Source organism: Oscillibacter acetigenes, from assembly GCF_025567605.1.
GTDB classification, from domain to species: domain Bacteria; phylum Bacillota; class Clostridia; order Oscillospirales; family Oscillospiraceae; genus Oscillibacter; species Oscillibacter welbionis.
On the sequence record NZ_JAOQKG010000007.1, the window covers coordinates 1 to 20528 of the forward strand.

A 20528-nucleotide genomic window follows, 5' to 3' on the forward strand; every position below is an offset into this window, starting at 1 on the left:
GAGTTGGTGCTGATTAGGGCGAGGGTCCACCCGTTCCCATTCCGAACACGGCAGTTAAGCTCGTTCCTGCTGACAATACTTGGCTGGCGACGGCCCGGGAAGATAGGTAGCGCCAACACAGGCTCTTGTTTTTAACAAGGGCCTGCCACATTCCTCCATAGCTCAGTCGGTAGAGCACGCGGCTGTTAACCGCGGTGTCGTTGGTTCGAGTCCAACTGGGGGAGCCAAGTATTGCCGCCACTCGGCGTGGCGGCAATACTTCTCTTGAAGGAAATGCCGATACGGGCCTTTAGCTCAGTTGGTTAGAGCAGCTGGCTCATAACCGGCCGGTCCCGGGTTCGAATCCCTGAAGGCCCACCAGAATGGTTGATCGCCTGACGGGAGTGCCGCAAGCGAGATAGGGGTATAGCTCAGCTGGTAGAGCAGCGGTCTCCAAAACCGCGTGCCGAGGGTTCGAATCCTTCTGCCCCTGCCATTGTTTATTCCGAAAACCCCGATTTATCGGGGTTTTTTGTTACTTTTTCGAGGGAATGATTTTCGGGAGACCGCGGGTGACGCTCAAATGATGCCCTGAATGTGGTATCTGGCGTCATCCGTTTTTACTGTTTCCGTCTGCTACAGCATCATTTTAGCATCAAAGTTTTGCGCCCCTGGCCAGTTGGTTTCTGGTCAGGGGCGCGTTTTTTGGAGGGTGCTTTAGAGATCGAATCCTGCCGTGATTCCTGCCAGCCGGGAGGTATCCTTTTTCACGTAGTAGAGTTCTGTGATCTCTGAGGTGGAGTGGCCGAGGAGGTCGGCCACCTGCCGGGGAGAGAGCGCGCGGATGGTTCCATTCGGCTGTTTGACTCCGTTGACCAGATTGGTGGCGAAGGTGTGTCGGAGGGCATGGAGTCCCCGCTGCTCCAGTCCAGCCGCCTCCAGAATGCGGTAGTATCGTTTCCGGAAGTTTACCGGCCGGGTATAACCTCCGTGTTCATCCGAGATGAGAGGGCTGTCCTCTCCGAAGTATCGCTCCGCTCTCAGAGTCAGGATGGCGTCCACTGCCGCCTGATTGAGGGGCACATCCCGTTTGCTGGAGGTGCTCTTCAGCTTGCCGATCTTCACCTCCCGGCCGCTGGTGGATTCGGTGCCTTCCCGCCTGAAAACCTCTTTCACGCCCCGCTGGAGGTGGATGACGCGGTTCTCCAGATCGATGTCGCTGTTCAGCAGTCCGAGGGCTTCGCCTGTGCGGAGTCCGGTGTTCAGCATCAGCGTATAGGCGGCCGCCTGCTGATAGATGGGCGTCCCGTTTTCCCAGGTCCTGACAGCCTCCGCCTTGAACTTTGTGATCTCCTCCGGGGTGAAGATGGTCACAGTTTCGAAGGTTGGCAGATCCTCCTTGCCCTGGCTAGCCATGAAGTTTGACTTCTTGATCATGGGAGCCGCAGCCATTGGGTTCTTCGGGATGTACTCCTGTTGAGTCAGGTAGCGGAAGTAGTCGGTAAGGATGTTGTAGACCTTCTTGACTGTGGTGTAGGCGTAGCCCTCATTCATCCAGTGATTCAGCAGGGCTTTGATATCTGCCGAGGTGATGTCACCCACCACCTTGCCGCCGAGGATCGGGTAGATCTGATACTTGGCGGTGCACTCCAGCCGGTCGTAGGTGCCGCGCTCCACAGAGGGAAATTTGAATACCCGGAGCCACTTGCCCATGCTTTCCTCAAACTTTGCCTTGGACTCATCTGAGGCCGTGAGCTGGCGGTCGAAGTCGGCAAGGTAGGCAGTGATTTTATCTTTGACCTCTTGTTTGCTGGTCCCGCAGAAGGATTTGCGTTTCTTTGAACTCTGCTCATCCGAGTACCAGACCACGCCGTTCCAGCGGCCGTCTGATCGTTTGAAGATGTTTCCGCTTTCCAATAGTTTTCGCTGCATATTACGGCCGCCTTTTCTCAGCAACACACAATACCGCAACTGCGGAAGAATAGCCACCCTGAATGAGGACTATTATCAGAAAGTTTCTATTTGGGAAGCCCGTATATTGTTTACTTCCCCGCAAAATTTGAAAAGGGGGGAGTACCACTGTTGTATCCGCAGACATCCTATTGTTTACTGCACAGTAAATTCTGAGTTATTTGTGGGGCCAAAATACCTTGCGTGTTTTTTGTCAAAACTCTAATGTATATACTACCTTTTATCCGTTATCCTTCGGCCTTTAGCCACAAAGTGGGTTTGGGGCTCTCCCTGCAAAAAGAGCGTTTGGCAGCCGCTGGCATGCTGAACGCTCTTTTTGCCCCGTATGAGCAGGTGAAATTTTTCCGTATGCAGCCGTTTTCAACACCGCTTATTCTCGTCGGAGCTGCTGTTTCATGACATCAATGAACAGCTGGGAAAGACGCGTCAGATAGGTGTCCTTCCGATACACGGCCGCTAAATCCCATACCAGATCCGGGGAATCCACTGCAAAATAAGTCACTGCGCCAGGGTGCTGGCAGACTTTCGCACCCTCTTCTGGCACAAAAGCGCAGGCAATGCCCTGAGCGGTCAAATTAATAGCTGTGGTCAGATTGGCTGTCTCCATAAGGAGATCTGGCTCAATATGACTCTTCCCAAGAGCGTGTTTAACCTCGTGGGTCAAATTCTGTCCGGGTTTCGTCAGGATCAGGGGAATATGGGTTACCAGCTCCAGCGAGGCAACAGGATAGCCTCCAAGGGTCGGGCAGTCTGCAAGTAAGTTCTGCACATAAGGGTGTTGTGTGGGGGCGGCGATTAGAATCCGTTCTTCGCAAACGACCTCCGATACCAGTTTGCTGTAATCCAGCGTGCGGGGTAGATTCATCACTGCAAGGTCGATTTTATCGTTCATCAATGCGCTTTCCAGTTGGACGGAGCGCCCCTCAGTCAGTTCGATGTGAATGTCCGGATACTGCCGGTGAAAGCTGGGGAATACATCCGGCAGCAGGCAAGCGCCCCGCCACAGCGCCACTCCTAATCGGAGGCGTCCGCTGGTTTGGTTTTTGATGTCCTGAAATTCCCGGCGGATATTTTCATCCAGCTTCATCATCTGCAGGACGTATTGATAATAGCGTTCACCGGTATAGGTCAGCCGGAGCGGCGAGGCGCTGCGATCAAACAGTTCTACGCCCAGATTCGCCTCCAGCCTTTTCAGATACTGACTGAGCGAAGGCTGGGAGACATACAGGTGCTCAGCTGCTTTTGTTAGGCTCCCCTCATCTACGATGGCTACGAAATACTCATAGTTATGCAAGACCATATATGATCCGATCCTCCTCAACTAGTATAATGTTGACATTATAATCTTTATATTACCTTTTGCCTTTGACAAAAGCAAGTATAGACGTTAAAATGATGACAGAAAAGCAAAAAATGCGCATATTTTGCTACAATCTTGCCTATGTAAAGAAAATTTAGGACCAAGGGTCTGATAAGAAAAACCAATATGGATTTTGCACTTTCGCAAAATCACCGTACATGAATGGAGAAAAGAAAGGAGAACTCCTATGAGCCCTGCAGTGATTACGCTATTGGTCCTGCTGGTTATGGTTGTGTTTTTTGTGACGGAGAAGCTCCCCGCGGCCCTGGTGGCTATGCTGGGTGGCAGTGTTTTGGTGTTGTGTGGGATCATTGACCCGGCGGAATTGTTCAGCGCCTTTTCCGGCAGCACCATCGTCCTGGTGGCGGCAATGATGGTGGTTGGTTCCGCCCTCTTCCACACAGGCATCGCCGCCAAGATGGCGGATGTTCTGGTCAAATTCACAGGTACATCGGAAAACGGCATCATGATCGCCTTTATGCTGGTGGCTACAATTATCTCCGCGGTGTGCAGCGGCGTAGCCGTAGTCGCTATGCTGCTTCCCATCGTCATCAGCGTCAGCCAGCGGGCAGGTGTCTCCGTCTCCCGGCAGCTGATTCCCATGTCCTTCGCCGCAAGCTTTGGTTGCAACCTGACACTGATGGGCGCGGCCAGCAATGTAGTGGTCAACGGAGCCCTGGAGGATCTGGGCGTTCCCACTATGACCTTCTTCGAACTGGGCAAAGTGGGCATTCCGGTCTCCATTGCTGGCATTGTGTTCTTCCTGACCATCGGAAAGCGGTTCCTGACCCCTGGCGACACCTCTGACAGAGAATATCTGGCGGAATATACCGGCAGCAATAAGGCTGTGGAATTCAACGCCGTAAAGGCCGGGCTGTGCCTGGTGATCTTGGCAGTGCTCCTGGTGGCTATGGCCATCGACAGTGATTCCTTCCCTATGTATCTGGTGGCGGCCTTCGCGGCCTTTGTTCTGGTGCTGACCGGCTGTATCAGCCAGTCCGATGCCTATAAATCCATCGATCTATCCACTCTATTTATCGTGGCCGGCATGAGCGCTGTCTCCACAGGCATGAGCAAAAGCGGTGCCGGCGCCCTGATCGCCGATACAGCGGTAAACCTGCTGGGCGAACATCCCAACAAGTTGCTGGTGCTGTTTATCATTCTGGTTCTGGTAACTCTGCTGACCAATGCCATGATGAACACCTCCTGTGCCATGCTGGTCACCCCGTTGTTCATTCCCATCGTGCAGGCATTTGGCATGAACACCACCGCCGTGGCCATCGCCATCTGTGTGGCAGCATCCGCTCCGTTCCTGACCCCGGTGGGCAGCGGCACCAACACCCTGATCGTCCGTCCGGGCAACCTGAAGTTCATGGACTTCTTCCGCCCCGGCCTGGGGCTGACGGTGGTCATTCTCATCGTATCCATGATCTTCATTCCCATTTTCTGGCCTCTGTAAGCGACTTTTGAAGGAGGCAAATTTATGAGAGCAATTGTCGTTGACAAAGATTACGGCAGCGTCACACCCCAAGAACTGGACCGTGTGGCGGCAGCCTATCAGGCGGCCGGGATCCAGATGGAGCTGCTGGAGTACCAGGTGGAAGCGACTCGTCAGAAGGAGCCCACAGAAGAGGAGATCATCGCGGGCTGCCAAGGAGCCCAGGTGCTCCTGGCCACCGGCAACCCGCCCATCACCCGCAAGGTGATGGAGACCCTGCCGGAGGTGAAGTTCGTCCAGCGGTTTGGCGCCGGCGTCAACAGCATCGACCTGGCGGCCGCCGCAGAGCTGGGCGTGATCGTTTTGAACCTGCCTGGCTTCTGCGCCAAGGAGCTGGCTGACGTGGCCACCGCCATGATCATGGGGCTGATCCGCAACACCGCCTACTATGACCGGGAGGTGCGCAAGGGCAACTGGCCCAAATGTCAGTACCTGCTGCCCCCTGATGTGCGGGAGTTGACTCTGGGGCTCTACGGCTTCGGCCTGGCAGGCCGCCATCTCCACGATATCTTCCACAATGGGTTCGGCACAAAGGTCATCAGCTGCGATCCGTACATCAGCGATGCCGTCAAAGCTCAGTACCCGGATGTAGAGTTCGTGTCCTTTGAGGAGCTGATCACCCGCAGCGACATCATCTCCATCCATGTCGTGCTGACCCCGGAAACCACCCACGTGTTCAACAAAGAAGTCTTCAAAAAGATGAAGAATACCGCCATGATCATCAACACCAGCCGAGGCCCCGTCATCGACAACGACGATATGGTCTGGGCCCTGCAAAATGGCGAGATCCTGTACGCCGGCCTGGACACCGTGGAGCGGGAGCCTCTGCCGGAAAATGACCCGCTGAAGACGCTGGACAACGTCATCGTCAACCCCCACTGCGGCAGCTATGGCGTGGGCAGCAAGAAGACCCAGATCCAGATGGTCTGCGATCTGGTCCCCACCGCCGTGACTACAGGTAAAGTAGCCGCCCGCTGCGTGGCGGACCGAGACGTACTGAATAAAGAGACTGGCTTTACATTTATCTGAGATCGGAGGAATGAGATCATGTCTATCGGATGCAAGATCGTAAAGGATTTTCAGCGGCCCGCCCCGGAGCTGGTGACCCGGTTCAAAGATATGCCGGTGGCCAACATCGATGACAACATGGGCCGCATCGCCGCAGTGGACGCGGCCATCGAGCCCATTGGATACAAAGGACAGCTGCTGGGCACGGCCTTCACCGTCCGGGTCCCTCAGGGCGATAACCTGATGTTTCACGCTGCCATGGATTTGGCAAAGCCCGGTGATGTCATCGTCATTGATGCCGGCGGCTTCACAGACCGGGCCATTTTCGGCGAGCTGATGGCCACCTACTGCAAGGCCCGCGGGATCAAGGGCATCGTCTGCGACGGTGCCATCCGGGACCGGGGCGGTCTGGCGGCTATGGAGGACTTCCACGTCTACGCCCGGTCCGCCACCCCCAACGGCCCCTATAAGAACGGCCCCGGCGAGATCAACGTCCCCGTGGTGATTGGTGGAAAACTCGTCCGTCCCGGCGACATCGTAGTGGGCGATGACGACGGTGTGTTGTTCATTGATCCCGCCATCGCCGCAGAGCTGGCGGATGCCACCGAGGCGGTTGAGAAGAAAGAAGCCGACATCATGGCCCATATTCTGGGGGACGGCACCTACATCCGTCCCTGGGTAGATGAAAAGCTGAAGGAAATCAGCTGCGAAATCCTGTAAGCACGGTACCGCATTCCAAATTTGCTACCATCGGACACACACGATCCTTTTTTCGTGCAGGGTCCGGCCCCAGGGCCGGACCCTGCGCCCTATTTCGGATAAAAATGGTATGGCCTATCGGAATATATTGTAGAATTTTTATTGGAATAAGCTTTGCGGAGAAGAGGGAGCGAGATGGATTTTTTCTGGGAGATGTTATCCCTGCAGGAGACGCTGTTTCTGCTGATCCTGTTGGGTGTGCTGGTGAAAAAATTGAAGATCATCCGCGAAAACGGGCGGAAAACCCTTTCAGATCTTCTGATTTATGCGATTCTCCCCTGTAATATCGTAGCGTCCTTTATGGGTGGGATCACACTGCCCGATGGCTTTGTGCACAACTGCATTCTGGCTGTCTGTATCTCCATCGGGATTCAGGTACTGTCGATTTACGGAAGCAAGCTGCTGTTCCGCCGGTATCCGGCAAACCAGAAAAGTGTGCTGTCCTATGGCATGATCTGTTCCAATTCCAGCTTTGTAGGGCTGCCGATTGCCCATCTGATGTTCGGGGATCTGGGTGTCATCTATACTTCCGTATTTCAAATTCCCCTTCGCTTTACCATGTGGACAGCGGGTCTTTCCCTATTTACGGATGTCAGTAAAAAAGATGCCTTCCGAAAATTGGTGCGGCATCCCTGCATCATCGCGGTATTTGTGGGCCTGATTTTGATGGTAGCTCCGATCTCACTTCCAAATTTCTTAGAAGAAGCTATTGACATAACCAGCGGCTGCACAGTGCCGCTTTCCATGATCGTGATCGGTACAATTCTCGCGGATGCGCCAATCCGATCTCTATTCTCCAAATCCGTGCTATGGTACACCTGTTTACGGTTGGTGTTCTTTCCCGTGCTGATCTGGCTGGTGCTAAAGCCGTTCCCGCTGGATTCAACGCTGGTCAATGTCTGCATTCTGATAACGGGGATGCCCGCAGGCAGCACGACTTCCATTTTGGCAGACAAATACGGCGGTGATGCCATATTTGCATCGCAGATCATCTTTGCCTCCACGCTCTGCTCGATTCTGACAATCCCCTTGTTGACCTTCCTGATGGGCGTGTGACAGTGTGCATATTCTAGCTTCCCTTTCTCAGCAACGGACAATCCCACAATCGCAGAAGAATAGCCACCCTGAATTAGGACTATTATCAGAAAGTTTCTATTTGGGAAACGCGTATATCGCATACTACCCTGCAAAATTTGAAGGGGGGACACCGCCGTTGTATCCGCAGACATTCTATGGTAAAATGCGGGTATCACTTTTCAGGCAGGAGGTGCGGCCGGTAATCTGCTGTATATCGGACATCCACGGCGAGTTGGATAAGCTTGAACAGATGCTGGAGCTGATCCGATTCTCTGGTGAGGACCATCTATACATTCTGGGAGGCGTTATCGTCCGGGGGACTTTGGGTGGGGACATTTTTTGGAGGATCATAGCCGCGACGAATATGACCATGCTTCTGGGCAACCACAAGCAGATGTGCCTGAGGACCCTGGAACCCAATAACGAGTTCGGCGCCCGGGACCTCTGGCGGATGAACGGCGGGTTCGTCTGCTTACCGGGAGCTGATCTATCACCGGACGCACCAAGAGCGGAATGGGATCCTGTGTTTCCTCGCCGGCCTGCCGGGCTATCTGGACCTGACAGTGGGTGGGCAGAGGTTTCATCTGGTACACGGGTATCCGGGAGAGGGGCACGAAACCCGCATCTGGGGCCGGGTGGAGCCAGACAACAGAAGCCCCTTTCCGGACACCATCTGCATTGTCGGCCACACGCCCACGGTGTTCCTTACGGATGGGCACGACGAGGACTTTTCAATCTGGCATGGAGACGGCATCCTCGACATCGACTGCGGCTGTGGCAGCATGAAGGCGGCACACCGACGCCTGGCCTGCCTGCGGCTGGACGATATGGCCGAGTTCTATGTGGGCGGAGTGGGAGAAGGCACCTCTTGATCTGCCGGGCCTCCCGTATTTGCGGGAGGCCTTTTTCCTTTCTCGTGCAGCTCACCATCCCTTCATCGTCATTTCATCCTGATGCTACTCATCCTCATGGTCATCCGGCTTGTGGCCCAGAGCGATACGCCTCGCCTGGAGTTTCTGCCGGCGCTTCCGGTCGATGCGCAGACCAGTGCTGGATCGAGGCAGGGAGCAGTCCTCAAAGCTCCGGCTCATGTGGTAGAGCAGGCGGGTAACTGCCAGCATGACAGAGGGCGGTCGAATATCATCGTGCCGCTCCAGAAAGAACTGGGCGTACTGATTTCCCTCAGCGGACCTGCCGAACCACACTATTGCCTGGACCTGATCCGGCTGAACACTCTGCCCAGTCAGATACAACTTTCCCAGCATATACTGGGCATACTGGTTTCCCGCCTCCGCTGACTAGGTGAGGCGCTCTGTGACTCTGACTGCATCTTTTGACACAACCTCGCCGCTGAGATACTTCTTGCCCAGCCGGTAGGCGGCAAAGTGGTTCCCGTTCCCAGCTGCTTCTTTCAAGCAGCGGATGCCCCCGTCCGAATCACAGACTTCAAGATCGTCAGAGAAAGCAGTTTGTCCAGAGCGTACTGTGCCTCCGGCAATCCCTGCTTTGCCGCCTGGGTGAGCCAGTATTTCGCGCTCTGGCTGTCCGGGATCAGTAGAAGGCCATCCCGGTAGAGTAGACCCATCAGGTACTGCGCATGGAGATCACTCTGTTCCGCCAGCCGTTCCAATTCCTCTGCCGCATCGTTCTGATCTTTCAGAGGAAAGGGCGCGTCCCGGATGATTTGCCGTAGTTCCCAGCAGGCAGAGGACTCGCTCTGCACCTGTTCCGACTCATCGCACTCAGCCAAGTCATCATTCTCGAAGGTGATCTCCTCCAGCCGAATGCGTTCCGCCTCCTGAATGACGGCGTTCTTGATCTGCCAGAACTCCTTCTCCTGGGACAGCTTTTCTTCTCTCTGGGCTTGTCGTGGTAGCAGCTTTCCACCTCACCCTGGAGCCTGCACCACTGGTCATAGCACGCACGAACTACCTGCAGTTCCTCCAGCTTGTCCACCACCTCATCCACGGTTTTCTTCACCGGCTTGGAGAGATAGCCGTAGGACTTCTTTCCCTTAACCGTTTCCAGTTGTTCAGCCAACTGCGCCATCTTCTGCTCGATCTCAGGGCGAGTACAGATAGTCCGAGCCATCTCCTGGGGGAGTTTTCGGATGGTCTGCCGAGCTTCCCGCACCACTTCATCCTGCGACTGAGATTTCTGCTCGTAGGTGTGGAGCATCTCCTGACGGAAGATCTGGTTGGTGAGCGTGGACTTGATCTTGCGGATGCCCTCTCTGGTGAGATAGGCCTCACCGGGTACCGCCGACCACGCCATCATGTGTACGTGGGGGTGCTTCACCTCATCATGGAAAGCGGCGTACCATCGGAAGTGATTCGGCGGAATGTTCATGGCGGCGATGTCGTTGTGGTTTGTCCGGAGCAGATTCATCCACACTTTAGCATTGTCGCAGTCCAGCCGTGTTGCATCCTTCCGTTTCAGGGAGAGGATGTGCGTCCATACCTTTCCAGTGTAGTGGTCCAGTTCTTCCATGGCCTTTGCCAAGTCCACGCCGTCCTCATCACTAAACAGACCATGCCCCCCAGCCGCTCCGCCCTGGGACGAGTGGCGATGTACTTCATGTAGCCCTCTGTTTTCTGTAGTGCTGACCAGTTTTCCTCCAGCGCCCTAGTGATGAGCGAGGAGGCATTGGCCTTGGTAGGCTTGGTTTCGTAGCCGGAGAATTCATTCAGCTCTTTGACATTCGGAAAATATTTCACCAGTTTCGTGATGAACTGCTCCTGCTTTCTGGTTGGCGGACGGTCATCTGGGAGCAGCTCCACCCGCTCCCTGGTCCCGATGTAGTGGAGGTATCCACTGACGGAATGATCCTCGCCACACTTCAGGTAGGGGCTTTTCACGATCAATCCTGCCACTCATCGTCCTACTCCCAGAACTCCCGCGCCCGCTGTTCCAACGAGACGCGGCCATTGGCCTTCTTCACATTGATGACGCTCTGCGCACGGCAACGGCGGAGATCCTCCTCGCTGAACTGGTAGATGTCAGCGAGGATGCCAGCCACCATGTCCTGCTCCACTGCCTGTTTGAAGGCAGGGAAGACAGGCGATCTTCCAGCTGTCCCAGCGTCCATCCAGGCAGGACTTGACGGAGGCGGGGAGGAATAGACCAGCATTATTGGCGCTGAGATAGTCAAGATAGAAATCTACGGCATTCTCGATGAAGGCGGTGAGGCTGCGGCCCCCGTCCTCCTGATACCGGCGTTCCGGAATTGCTTTTTTCTCCAGCGTCAGGTACAGGGAAAACTTCTCTTTTCTGCTCAAAAGCGGCTCTTTTCCAGGGCGTGCTCCCTGTTTTTTGTTGTGACAGTAGGTGTTCTGGGATAGTGACCGCAAACGTGATTCCCGCTGGCTGTTTTGACCCCACTTTCGGTCATCCGGAAAATTCCTGTAACTGCCCGCACTGCGGGCAGATGTGACTGGCTGGAGGCACCATCGGTGACCCCGACGTTTATCCTGTTCCTTTTTTCGTCCCTCGTAAAACCCCCAAAACGGGCCAAATCCGTCCGAAGCCACTGGGAGGGGCAAGAGCTCACGCAAACGGGGCACACAGCGGCTCACAGGCGGTCACGCTGGAGTCTCCAGCTCCTGGAAGGACTTGGCGACCCGTTGCCGCTCTGCAGCCAATTCTACCCTCTCCAGCTGTCAGGCGTAGGATTCGGCGATCACATCCTGAATTGGCCGGAGGGTGAACAGAAAATTTCCGCTGTGCCGACCACTGGCTTTGGTGGTGACCTCGGTAGGCTCGGTGGAGATAAGCTACCGCTCCTCCAGTCGGCGGATGCACTTGCGCACCGTGTTCTCACTCATGCCTACCGCATGGCCAATCGTTTTGATGCTGTGCCAGCACTGATGTGTCTTTCGATTTTTGCACCGTTTCAGGAAACTGCAGACCGCCAGTTCTCCATAGTCCAGTCCCAGCTGAAACAACTCGTTGGGCAGAAAGAAAACGTCTCGGTAATTTCTATACTTCATGTTCCACCTCCTGTGTGATCGCTCACCCACTGTATGAACTGCTCCTTGGGCACCACCATCCGGTTCCCGACGCGCATCACCGGGAAGCCCGGGTCGTGCAGCAACTCGTAACCGCTAGATGGTGACACGCCCAGAACCTTTGCCACTGTTTTTGCATTGAGAAACAGAGGCAGATCATCATAGCTTTTGTAATGGGACTCTTTCATACGCACCTCCTGCCAGTAGATCTCGATCCAATGTTTGTGCTTTCAGTCTATCAGCTGACCCGGCAGCCTTTTTGCCGGGTCTCGAAATTTTTTCAATCAGCATCCCTTTTCGAAGCCTCACAGACAACATTTGGATGGATCAAACGCAGGAACTCATCCACGGAGTGGGTCTCTCTGGCATCCTTCACTTCTGGTATATTTGTCCCGGCTCTTTTTGAAATTTTCATTCTAGCTGTAGTGCTTTTTCGCGGGAAGCAGGACTCATTTTAGTAACTTCCAGGAAAAGCAAATTGGATGAGGATAGAGTTCATCACTTTCAAATCCTCACCATCCAGATCCATTCGGACTCTTAGCAAAGGCGATATTTGAGCTGCCGACAGTTGCGTTTGAGCTGGGTGGTGCCAATCTGAGACGCGAATTCCTCCATAGAGACCAAAGGAAGTCTCGATGGGATATGTACAGGATAACATGACCAGGGCGCTTCGAATCGTCCGCTCACAAACTCCAAATCGATTTGCCAGTTGTTTCGTTGTACCAAACCGTGCGCCGCATAAGTAGCCCCATATCGCTTGTCTCTGTTCCGAGGGTCCCAATGATCTCACTCCCACTTATCGCTCCTTACTTCCGAGGATACAGCGAGACCCGGCAAGGTAACTGCCGGGCCTCCGAAAATCCTGTAGGAGCTTATTCGTTTTCTGCATTTCTAACAATCTTGAAATCAAAATTTAGACAAAATATTCTTGATAGCCTACACCGTAACTTTCAGTACGTTTAGTTCACGGAGCTAAAGGCAGAATACCGGCCAGTCGAAGAAGGTGCCGTCATTCTGCTTGATCAGCGTATCGCAAGTGGGCTTGCAACCAATGCTTTTTCTTTGTATCGCATATCAAAATCTGATAAGTGGCAGAAATAAGGACAGACAGTTTTGAAAAGGCGGGAGCATCGCTCCCGCCTTCTTGCAGAGGCACCTCACGCCTCCACAATCCCCATCTGCCCGCCCAGATCGATCACTTCTTGGGCATAGTCCTCCGGCTTTGTGTACACCATACGCTGGTGCAGCAGGAGATTTGGCTGATTGTTCCGCCACGCCTCCGCTTGGTTCAGATTGTCGATTCCGGCGACAGAGCCGACCTTGTAGCCATTGGGCAGGGTCAACATGAAATTCGTGTTGAACAGGCTGCCGTATTGATCCAGCGCCTCCGTGCCCTTGATGCCAAACAGCTTTTCCGTGAAGGTATAGTTGTCGAAGCCGATCCCTGTCAGCGCGTTGTGGCTCCCGTAGTAGACATCTAGGCGGAAGTCCGGGAAGCGGTAGTTGTGTCCGGTCCACCGGGAAAATGTATGCCAGCTCAATGCCTATGGTGCGGGAGAGTTCCGCCGCATACAGGCTGTCCACAGAGATCGGGGGGTGGAATTTGTCCACAAACTCCTTGATGTTCAGGTAGTGGTCCGGGTGCGCGTGATTCAGGAAGATGTAGTCGCAGGCATCAAAGTTGTCAATCGAGAGAGGAGCTTTAGCTTCAAGCATCGAGCGAAGTGAGCCGCTGGCATGAGACTTCCAATAATAGAAAGCTACTATTAGAACGATGATTACCCGTTTACAGGCTGTAAGGCAAGTGATGCAAGCAAAATAAATTTCAGTGCGCCTTGAGACGCTTGCCGGTAATAGGCCTTCATAGGGCCTACTCAAGCCATCGGCTTAGCCGGTGACTATGACTGTAAAAGGAAACCTCCGACTGTGCCGATGTTATACTTAGCAAAGAATCAATGAAAACGGTGGAGAGAAGGGGGAAGAATTTTAGAAATGAATATAGGAACACCCTATGGTTATCTGATTAGCGGCAGGCCGTTCCTGAGAATACGGCAGAAACGGATGGCTAAGTATTTTGAAAAGCCAGAGAGATTATATGATAGATAGCCATGTTGCCACAGCGTAAGCAGTACCAGTGCAGCAATTTTTACTTTCCAGCTTTTTATTTTTGGGAGAATTTTTTAGGTACTGTAACAATTTTACATAATTGTAAGTATTTATTTACAGTGTTTACAACTTGTGTTAAAATTGGCTTACAATAATTCTTCCAAAACAGAACCGGGGAGCTGTGTGAATTTTCGTTAAAATAACGGAAATCGAAAGGAGGAGAAATTCCCTTGATGGTCCAGAGTCTACATGAAATTTCAACAAAAGCATTGATGCAAAGAATTGCCGATGAACTGGAGGGACTCATTGTCGCGGATGCAGAGGGACGGTATGCCTATGTCAACCAGCGATGGTCATCACTTACCGGGTATACATTTGAGCAGGTAAAGGGCCGATATGTCCGGGATGTTGTTCGGCTTTCCCGCGTGGATGAGGTATTAAAGACTCAAAAATTTGTGTCTGGGGATGCGATTCTCCTGAACAGTCAAACTGGGGAGGAGGTACCGGTCTATTGCTCCTACACACCGCTGTTTCACGAAAACAAGTTGGAGGGTTGTCTCGTCTATATGATTCGAAAGAATGAGGATGTTTCCATGGCGGTTCCCTCTCATGTCGTTTCACTGCTGGAAGAACTGAATCGCCAGATGCAACTGCTTCAGTCCTTTCAGCAAAATACCGTAGATCCCTTGGATCGGATTGTCGGAAACAGCCCGGAGATTCTGAAAATGAAGCACGAAATTGTCTGTGCAGCGCGGTCCTCTTCCACGGTTTTGATTGATGGAGAAACTGGCAGCGGCAAGGAGCTGGTAGCGCATGCCATTCATGAACTCAGTCCCAGATGTAAGAATCGCCTGATCAAAGTGAACTGTGCAGCGATCCCCGCTGAACTTCTGGAATCAGAATTCTTTGGTTATGTGGAGGGAGCCTTTACGGGGGCCAGCAGGGGAGGCAGGATTGGAAAATTTGAGATGGCAAATGGCGGCAGCCTCTTTTTGGACGAGATTAATCAGATGCCGCTTGCCCTGCAGCCGAAACTCCTCCGGGTATTGCAGGAGCGGGAGATTGAGCGTGTGGGATCTTCTGCCACAATCCCCATTGACACGCGGATTATTTCATCGACAAACACGCCTCTTGAAAAGCTTGTGATGGAAGAAAAATTTCGCAGTGATCTCTATTTCCGACTGAATGTGGTATGCATTCATGTTCCGCCATTGAGAGAGCGAAGCGAGGATATTCCTTTGCTGATCGATTGGCTGATGAAGCAGTTGAATTTCCGGCTGAACCTCCAAATCCCGGGAATCTCTCAGGAAGCCGTTCAGCGTCTGATGGAATATGACTGGCCGGGAAATGTCCGTGAACTGCAGAATGTTTTAGAACGGGCCATGAATCTTGCCTGGTTTGAGACGCTGGAGTGGAAGTATTTTTCGGACTATTTTAAACATCACGCATATGAAACAAAAACATTAAACTCTGCCGCGCCGCCGCGCTTGCTGCGCCAACGGACGGATGAGCTGGAAAAGGATATCCTGATGCAAGTTTTACAGGAGTTTCACGGTAATAAGACCTTGGTAGCACAAAATTTGGGAATTTCCCGCACAATCCTGTATAAAAAACTTCATAAGTATCAACTTCTTTAAAGACTCAGCAAACAGGGGAGTTGTACAGTTTTACAACACACTATGCCAAGAATGGAGAATTTTTGTATTTTCCATTCTTGGCATAGTTTTTGCTTAGGTAGTAAGGCGTCAAGGCCCTGACAATGCTGTTTCAAAACGAGAGGAGGCGTTCTATGGGGAAAAAAATTGCAATTTATGGGGCAGGAACGATCGGCGCGTGCCAAGCGACGCTGACATCTGGCAATGGATATTCCACCGTTGTAATTGGACATTCAGAGGAGGGACTATCCCGCTGCAGAAACACCATGCTGCAAAACTGGAATGACCTTATAGCCCAGAAATTGGCGACTGCGGCCAATCGGCGTGCTGCGATGGACCTGGTGACGATCACCAATGATGTCTCAGCCCTTAGAGACTGTGACATTGTTTTTGAAGCGGTTTCAGAAGATGTGAACATTAAGCAGCGTGTGTATAGCATCATTACCGAGGTCTGCGGCAGAGATATCATTGTGGTATCCACAACATCTTCCATTGATGCTGCAATCCTGGCAGAAAAAATTGAAAATCCCGCAAGATTCCTGATTGCGCATCCATTCCAACCCGTCCACATGCTTCCCCTGGTGGAAGTTGTCCGGCATACAGAGACATCAGAGGAAACTCTGAATCAGGTCTGTACGCTGCTGAAGGACCTGAATCGACAAGTGGTCATGCTGAATCGCAGTGTCCCAGGATTTTTAGTAAATCGTTTTGCCCAGGCATTGTTCCGCGAGTCGATTTATTTGATTGAGCAGGGGATCACCACTGCGGCGGACATTGATCGGGCAATTAAGTATGCAGTTGGAATGCGGTACGCTTCTATAGGGCTTTTGGAATATTACGATGCGGTTGGCTTTGAGTTGGAAAGGGCCATTGCACTGAATGTGTATCCAGATCTCTGCGACACAAAAAGTATCCAAAAGACCACTCTGGTGGGGATTGCCTCCGGGCGCACGGGGCAAAAGGCGGGCCAAGGACTCTATGATTGGTCTGAAAAGGACGAGGATGACTTCCGATACCGGAAGCAGGCTCCCTATTTTGAGGGCGTCCGGCAATGGCATATGCCGGAGTGAATGAAACACCGGCTCACATTTGGAGTAGAAAGGATGGAAAATATGGCGAACAACAACTGGAAAATCACCTGCCTGCACTATGGTACGCTGTCCTGCTATAAGTCCTTATTTGATGGTGGGCTTGACCAAACGAGATATCCCTTTGTCTATAGTGGGTATCTCCTGCAAAAGGATGGTAGAAATATTCTTGTGGATACTGGTGTTCATCAGGACAACATTGTCGATGGCAAAGCTTGGGCGGACAGTCCGGCGGAGGGCGGCAATCAATTTGTTTTGGATGCGCTGAAAGGAGAAGGTCTGACACCCGACGATATTGAGATTGTCATGTATACCCACCTCCACAACGATCATGCAGGCGGCATGCTGCTGTTTCCCAATTCACAGCACCTGTTTCAGAGGGATGAGTATTACAATATGCTTCACCCCCTGCCCACACAGAAGATTCGAAGAGATTATGACCCGCGCACGCCAGGCGACCTTGCACAGATCAAGAATGTACGCATGATTGATGGCGATTTTGACATGGGAAACGGAATCCGCCTGTTCAAGGTTCCCGGTCACTCCCTAGGCGGTATGGCCATTCAGGTCCAGACTGCAGAGGGCAAGTATGTGATTACCGGCGATATGCCCCATATTGCCCAGTCTCTCTTCCCGCAGATGGATAAGATGGAGGTCATTGGCGGCGAAATTGTGGATATCACACCTGCACCTGAGAACTGGGGACCCTTTATCCTCAACAGCGTTATCTATGACCACTATGCCTGCTATGACAGCTTCAACAAGATTATGATGCTGGCGGAGCGGGAAGAGCCTAAGTGGTTCCTCACTGGACACGACATGTGGTGCGTCAACAAGAAATACTTTGGATAATGCCAATGCTGGTGAAATGTTCATACGTAAGGAGGTATCTGTATGACTTCACAAATGTGGATGATCCTAATTACTGTGGTCTACGTATGCGCAATGATGCTACTGAGCTGGATCATCGGAAAAAAGACCACCAAGGATGAGACGGAATTCATGGTTGGCGGCCGGGAGTTTACGGCCTTCATGACAGCCATCGGCAACGGTTCCATTCTGATCTCTGGCGGTTATCTGCCCTCCATTATCATGTACGGCTATATGTTCGGTATGGGCGGCATGTGGTTCTACTTGGGCTGGGGCACAGGAGCTCTGGTGGCTTGGCTGTGCTGGGCCGGCTTCTGGCGGACATCCGGCGCCCTGACGCCCACCGAGTGGTTTGAATACCGCTACGGAAAGGGCGGCCGCATGGCCATCACCATTGTAATCCTTTTTGCCTCCCTAGCCATTCTGGGCTGGCAGTATGTGGGATGCGGCGAGACCATCGGCGGTGCGCTGGGCATTGACCCCAAAATCGCGATGCTGTTGGTAGGTGTGGTGGTCACGGCCTACGTGGTATTCGGCGGCATCTGGGCGGCTACCGCCACAGATGTGATTCAGTTCTCCTGGGTATTCATTATCCAGTTCATCATCCTGCCGACCTTTTTGATCGCGAAGTACGGGTTGCCTGATGCAGTGGCGCTACCAGATGCTTTCCTCTCCCTTCCTTTCGGTACGCTCCCTGTCATCAAATTTGTGGCACCGTCTGTCATCACCTTCCTGATGATGCACCAGTCTCTGCTGAACCAGTCTCCGTATTGGGCCCGGGCGGCGGGTACTCGCAGTCTAAAGAACTGCAAGCGCGGCTGGATGTGGACTGTGATCATCGCCTACTTTACCGGTGTTGTCGGAGCTTTTATCGGCTGCTATGCCCGGCAGCTTCTGCCGGGACTGACGGATTCCAGTCAGGCGTTCGGAGCCTTGATGAATATTTTGCCGATTCCTTTGGCGGCCTGTATTATGGCCGGCCTGATGGCGGCCACCATGTCCACCTGCGACATCTACCTGGTATCTGGCGTGAATCAGCTAGTCCGTGATGTGGCGCAGTATTTCCTGAAAATTCGTGATACCAAAAAGCTCCTGCAGTGGGCGAAGTGGGGCACCATCATCTATGGAATGGCCTCGGTATTCTTCGCCATCTTCTGGAGCGGCGGGCTGAGCTATCTCTTCGCTTTCGGCACAGGAGTGGGTGCCCCATTGTTTGTCTACTATCTGGACTCCTGGCTATTGCGGGTAGGCAACCAGAAGGGAGCGATTGCCTCTGTTGCCGTGTCTATGGCCATTGTACTGTACTGGGATATCCTAACCACCAACTCCCAGCAGATGAACAGCCTCTGGCTGATTTTCCCGGCCTCTTTCCTCACGCTGGTGATTGTAAGCTTTCTGACCAAGAAGGATACCGTTGTTCCTGTGGATGAAAAGACGGGACCCAATGAAGCCCAGATGGAGATTCTGAAAACCATCAAGCGTGGATATTCAAATGCCGGCGCTATTATCACCAGTATGACGCGCTTCTGCAATGAGCATCAGCTACAGGCTGGCCATATCCACAATGCGCTGGATTCTCTGGAGAAGAGCGGCTATGTCAAGCGAAAGGGACAGCGGCTGATTGCCCAGCTATATTTTTCCCTGACGGAAAAAGGCGATGCCGCGGCCTGTGCCAATATGAGTGAAACAGAGTTGAAGACCATTGCCGTATATGGAGTGGACAGTCAGGCAATCCAGTTCATGCATTGGATCGAAAAGGACGATGCCACGATGAGCGAGATCTCTGGAAAGCATTCCATCTACATGATGGAACTGAGTGCCATTTCTGAACATCTCTCCGATCTGGGACTGGTGAGAGTCTTCGGCCAAGGACGATTGAAAGCCGGACTGACGGATGCTGGGCGGCAACTGTTGCGGAAGACTGCCGCACAGCATTCATAAGCAACAGGAAATCTCTTTTCCAAGAAAATGCTGAAGGAGGGAAAAAGGTGAATGCTTATGTCGCTAGAAAGCTGGCAGAATTCGCCGCCTCAATTTTGATTCTTGTTCCCTGCGTCCTGTTGCTGGCATGGGAAACTGCTCTGCCCAATGCAACATTTCTATGGGCGGTGTTGCTGGCCTGCAGCGGAGTTTTTCTGGCGGCACTTATCCATGCGGACCGCTGTCAGGAACAGCGGTCTTGGAGACGTGTAGTGAGCCGTTGCGGTGGCTTTGTGATCATGTTCCTGTTCATTCTCTATAAAGTTATAACCCTGTTGTTTTAAGAAAATAGAGTGAAGAAACTGGCATAAGAGAGAGTCCCACACACAAAATGGTAAATGTCAAATACAGGAGGATATAAAGGAGTGTGGGTGTGGCTTTAGCCACGCCCACACTCCTTTATTGCCCCTTATATTTGACATTTACCCCAATTCCAAGACCATCAACAGTTTTTCGTAGACATCCCGGTTGGAAGTTCTGAAGTACAGCATCCTCCACGGGATGCCTGACACAATCTGAGGCAGACAGCACCGTTTCAAACTCACTTTTACTCAGGTGCCTTGTTGATACTCTCCGTGCGGCGTGGCTGGAGATCATCTTCGTTGAATTGATAGGCATCCGCCAGAATGCCGGCTACCATATCCTGCTCCACTGCCTGCTTGTACAGCAGAGAGGACATCCGATTCTCCAACTGTCCCAGTCGGCCGTCCACATAGGATTTGATGGAGGCCGGGAGAAAGAGTCCTGCGTTGTTGGCGCTGAAGCAGTCCAGATAGAAGTCGACGGCTCGTTCGATGAAGGCGGTGAGACTGCGGCTTCAATCCTCCCGGTACCGCCGCTCTAAGATGGCCTTCTTCTCCGGAGAGAGGTAGAAGGCGAATTTCTCTTTTCTGCCCATAAACTGCTCCTTTCTGGGGCTTGACCTCTGTTTTTTTGTTGTGACAGTAGGTGTTCCGGGTTCGTGACCGCAGAGGTGACAGCACAGGTCGGATTTTGATCCCACTTTTGATACACCGCAAAACCCTCGCAACTGCCCGCACTGCGGGCAGTTGTGACCGGCCGGAGGTGCTACCGGCGACCCCGGCCTTTATCCTGCACGATTCCCCCCCTCGGTCCACCTGCCCATTTAGGCGTTAATCAATAACGGGAGCTGCGGCACACAGTCCCCAC

General features: G+C 52.8%; 22 protein-coding genes, 3 tRNA genes and 1 rRNA gene. 14 read left to right on the plus strand and 12 right to left on the minus strand.

Annotation, left to right across the window (positions count from 1 at the left end; translation table 11 throughout):
- Positions 1–2: 2 nt before the first annotated feature.
- The 4 genes from rrf (at position 3) to OCV80_RS13875 (ending at position 475) form a co-directional block, all read left to right on the plus strand.
- Positions 3–118: ribosomal RNA gene (gene rrf, locus OCV80_RS13860) — 5S ribosomal RNA — on the plus strand.
- Between the two features lie 33 nt (positions 119–151).
- Positions 152–227 (plus strand) — tRNA-Asn (locus tag OCV80_RS13865).
- 56 nt (positions 228–283) lie between these two features.
- Positions 284–360, plus strand: a tRNA-Ile gene (locus OCV80_RS13870).
- Between the two features lie 39 nt (positions 361–399).
- Positions 400–475: transfer RNA gene (locus tag OCV80_RS13875), tRNA-Trp, on the plus strand.
- Between the two features lie 221 nt (positions 476–696).
- Here OCV80_RS13875 and OCV80_RS13880 read toward each other — a convergent pair.
- Entirely contained in the window at positions 697–1911 is a 1215-nt protein-coding gene (locus OCV80_RS13880; RefSeq protein ID WP_119311767.1) for a tyrosine-type recombinase/integrase, read from the minus strand.
- A 409-nt stretch (positions 1912–2320) separates the two neighbouring features.
- The gene (locus OCV80_RS13885; RefSeq protein WP_025544146.1) at positions 2321–3250 is read right to left on the minus strand and encodes a LysR family transcriptional regulator; all 930 of its coding nucleotides are present in this window, start codon (positions 3248–3250) and stop codon (positions 2321–2323) included.
- 247 nt (positions 3251–3497) lie between these two features.
- On the opposite strand from OCV80_RS13885, the gene OCV80_RS13890 reads away from it, so the two are divergent.
- The 5 genes from OCV80_RS13890 (at position 3498) to OCV80_RS13910 (ending at position 8524) form a co-directional block, all read left to right on the plus strand.
- Positions 3498–4769, plus strand: a complete 1272-nt coding sequence (locus tag OCV80_RS13890; RefSeq protein WP_025544145.1) for an SLC13 family permease — start codon at positions 3498–3500, stop codon at positions 4767–4769.
- Between the two features lie 24 nt (positions 4770–4793).
- Positions 4794–5837, plus strand: a complete 1044-nt coding sequence (locus OCV80_RS13895; RefSeq protein WP_025544144.1) for a 2-hydroxyacid dehydrogenase — start codon at positions 4794–4796, stop codon at positions 5835–5837.
- Positions 5838–5855: 18 nt separating this feature from the next.
- A complete protein-coding gene (locus tag OCV80_RS13900; RefSeq protein WP_119311766.1) occupies positions 5856–6536 on the plus strand; it encodes an RraA family protein in 681 nt (226 codons plus the stop codon).
- A 174-nt stretch (positions 6537–6710) separates the two neighbouring features.
- Entirely contained in the window at positions 6711–7631 is a 921-nt protein-coding gene (locus OCV80_RS13905; RefSeq protein ID WP_025544141.1) for an AEC family transporter, read from the plus strand.
- A gap of 656 nt (positions 7632–8287) precedes the next feature.
- Positions 8288–8524 (plus strand): hypothetical protein, encoded by a 237-nt coding sequence (locus OCV80_RS13910; RefSeq protein WP_025544140.1) that lies wholly within the window; start codon positions 8288–8290, stop codon positions 8522–8524.
- 84 nt (positions 8525–8608) lie between these two features.
- Here the strand turns inward: OCV80_RS13910 and OCV80_RS13915 are convergent, their stop codons facing one another.
- The 9 genes from OCV80_RS13915 to OCV80_RS13955 form a co-directional block, all read right to left on the minus strand.
- Positions 8609–8917, minus strand: a complete 309-nt coding sequence (locus OCV80_RS13915) for an SEL1-like repeat protein (RefSeq protein WP_249390877.1) — start codon at positions 8915–8917, stop codon at positions 8609–8611.
- Positions 8918–9063: 146 nt separating this feature from the next.
- Positions 9064–9282, minus strand: coding sequence for an SEL1-like repeat protein (locus tag OCV80_RS13920; RefSeq protein WP_249390876.1), 219 nt, complete (start codon positions 9280–9282; stop codon positions 9064–9066).
- Positions 9283–9308: 26 nt separating this feature from the next.
- Positions 9309–10154 carry a MobP3 family relaxase gene (mobP3, locus tag OCV80_RS13925; protein WP_329757643.1) on the minus strand — a complete coding sequence of 282 codons (846 nt, stop codon included), beginning with the start codon at positions 10152–10154 and terminating at the stop codon, positions 9309–9311.
- A complete protein-coding gene (gene mobL, locus OCV80_RS13930; protein WP_256264910.1) occupies positions 10088–10525 on the minus strand; it encodes a relaxase MobL in 438 nt (145 codons plus the stop codon). The genes mobP3 and mobL overlap by 67 nt, the downstream gene beginning before the upstream one ends.
- 8 nt (positions 10526–10533) lie before the next feature.
- Positions 10534–10674: a hypothetical protein gene (locus OCV80_RS13935; RefSeq protein ID WP_249390873.1), complete on the minus strand. Its 141-nt coding sequence runs from the start codon at positions 10672–10674 to the stop codon at positions 10534–10536.
- On the minus strand, positions 10652–10930 hold the full coding sequence (locus OCV80_RS13940; protein ID WP_249390872.1) for a hypothetical protein: 279 nt from the start codon (positions 10928–10930) through the stop codon (positions 10652–10654). The genes OCV80_RS13935 and OCV80_RS13940 overlap by 23 nt, the downstream gene beginning before the upstream one ends.
- Before the next feature lie 495 nt (positions 10931–11425).
- Complete coding sequence (locus tag OCV80_RS13945; protein WP_249390871.1) at positions 11426–11641, minus strand: helix-turn-helix domain-containing protein; 216 nt, start codon at positions 11639–11641, stop codon at positions 11426–11428.
- The gene (locus OCV80_RS13950; protein ID WP_025544139.1) at positions 11638–11847 is read right to left on the minus strand and encodes a helix-turn-helix transcriptional regulator; all 210 of its coding nucleotides are present in this window, start codon (positions 11845–11847) and stop codon (positions 11638–11640) included. Before OCV80_RS13950 ends, OCV80_RS13945 begins: the two co-directional genes overlap by 4 nt.
- Before the next feature lie 969 nt (positions 11848–12816).
- Complete coding sequence (locus OCV80_RS13955) at positions 12817–13200, minus strand: hypothetical protein (protein WP_025544138.1); 384 nt, start codon at positions 13198–13200, stop codon at positions 12817–12819.
- 798 nt (positions 13201–13998) lie between these two features.
- Here OCV80_RS13955 and OCV80_RS13960 point away from each other — a divergent pair.
- The 5 genes from OCV80_RS13960 (at position 13999) to OCV80_RS13980 (ending at position 19642) form a co-directional block, all read left to right on the plus strand.
- Entirely contained in the window at positions 13999–15402 is a 1404-nt protein-coding gene (locus OCV80_RS13960; protein WP_051365554.1) for a sigma-54 interaction domain-containing protein, read from the plus strand.
- Between the two features lie 152 nt (positions 15403–15554).
- A complete protein-coding gene (locus tag OCV80_RS13965) occupies positions 15555–16490 on the plus strand; it encodes a 3-hydroxyacyl-CoA dehydrogenase family protein (RefSeq protein ID WP_158629757.1) in 936 nt (311 codons plus the stop codon).
- A 42-nt stretch (positions 16491–16532) separates the two neighbouring features.
- Positions 16533–17360 (plus strand): N-acyl homoserine lactonase family protein, encoded by an 828-nt coding sequence (locus OCV80_RS13970; RefSeq protein WP_158629756.1) that lies wholly within the window; start codon positions 16533–16535, stop codon positions 17358–17360.
- Between the two features lie 42 nt (positions 17361–17402).
- Complete coding sequence (locus tag OCV80_RS13975; RefSeq protein WP_119311763.1) at positions 17403–19319, plus strand: sodium:solute symporter family transporter; 1917 nt, start codon at positions 17403–17405, stop codon at positions 19317–19319.
- A gap of 47 nt (positions 19320–19366) precedes the next feature.
- Positions 19367–19642: a hypothetical protein gene (locus OCV80_RS13980; RefSeq protein WP_119311762.1), complete on the plus strand. Its 276-nt coding sequence runs from the start codon at positions 19367–19369 to the stop codon at positions 19640–19642.
- 263 nt (positions 19643–19905) lie between these two features.
- Here the strand turns inward: OCV80_RS13980 and OCV80_RS13985 are convergent, their stop codons facing one another.
- A complete protein-coding gene (locus OCV80_RS13985; protein ID WP_267288487.1) occupies positions 19906–20037 on the minus strand; it encodes a hypothetical protein in 132 nt (43 codons plus the stop codon).
- Positions 20038–20528: the final 491 nt, after the last annotated feature.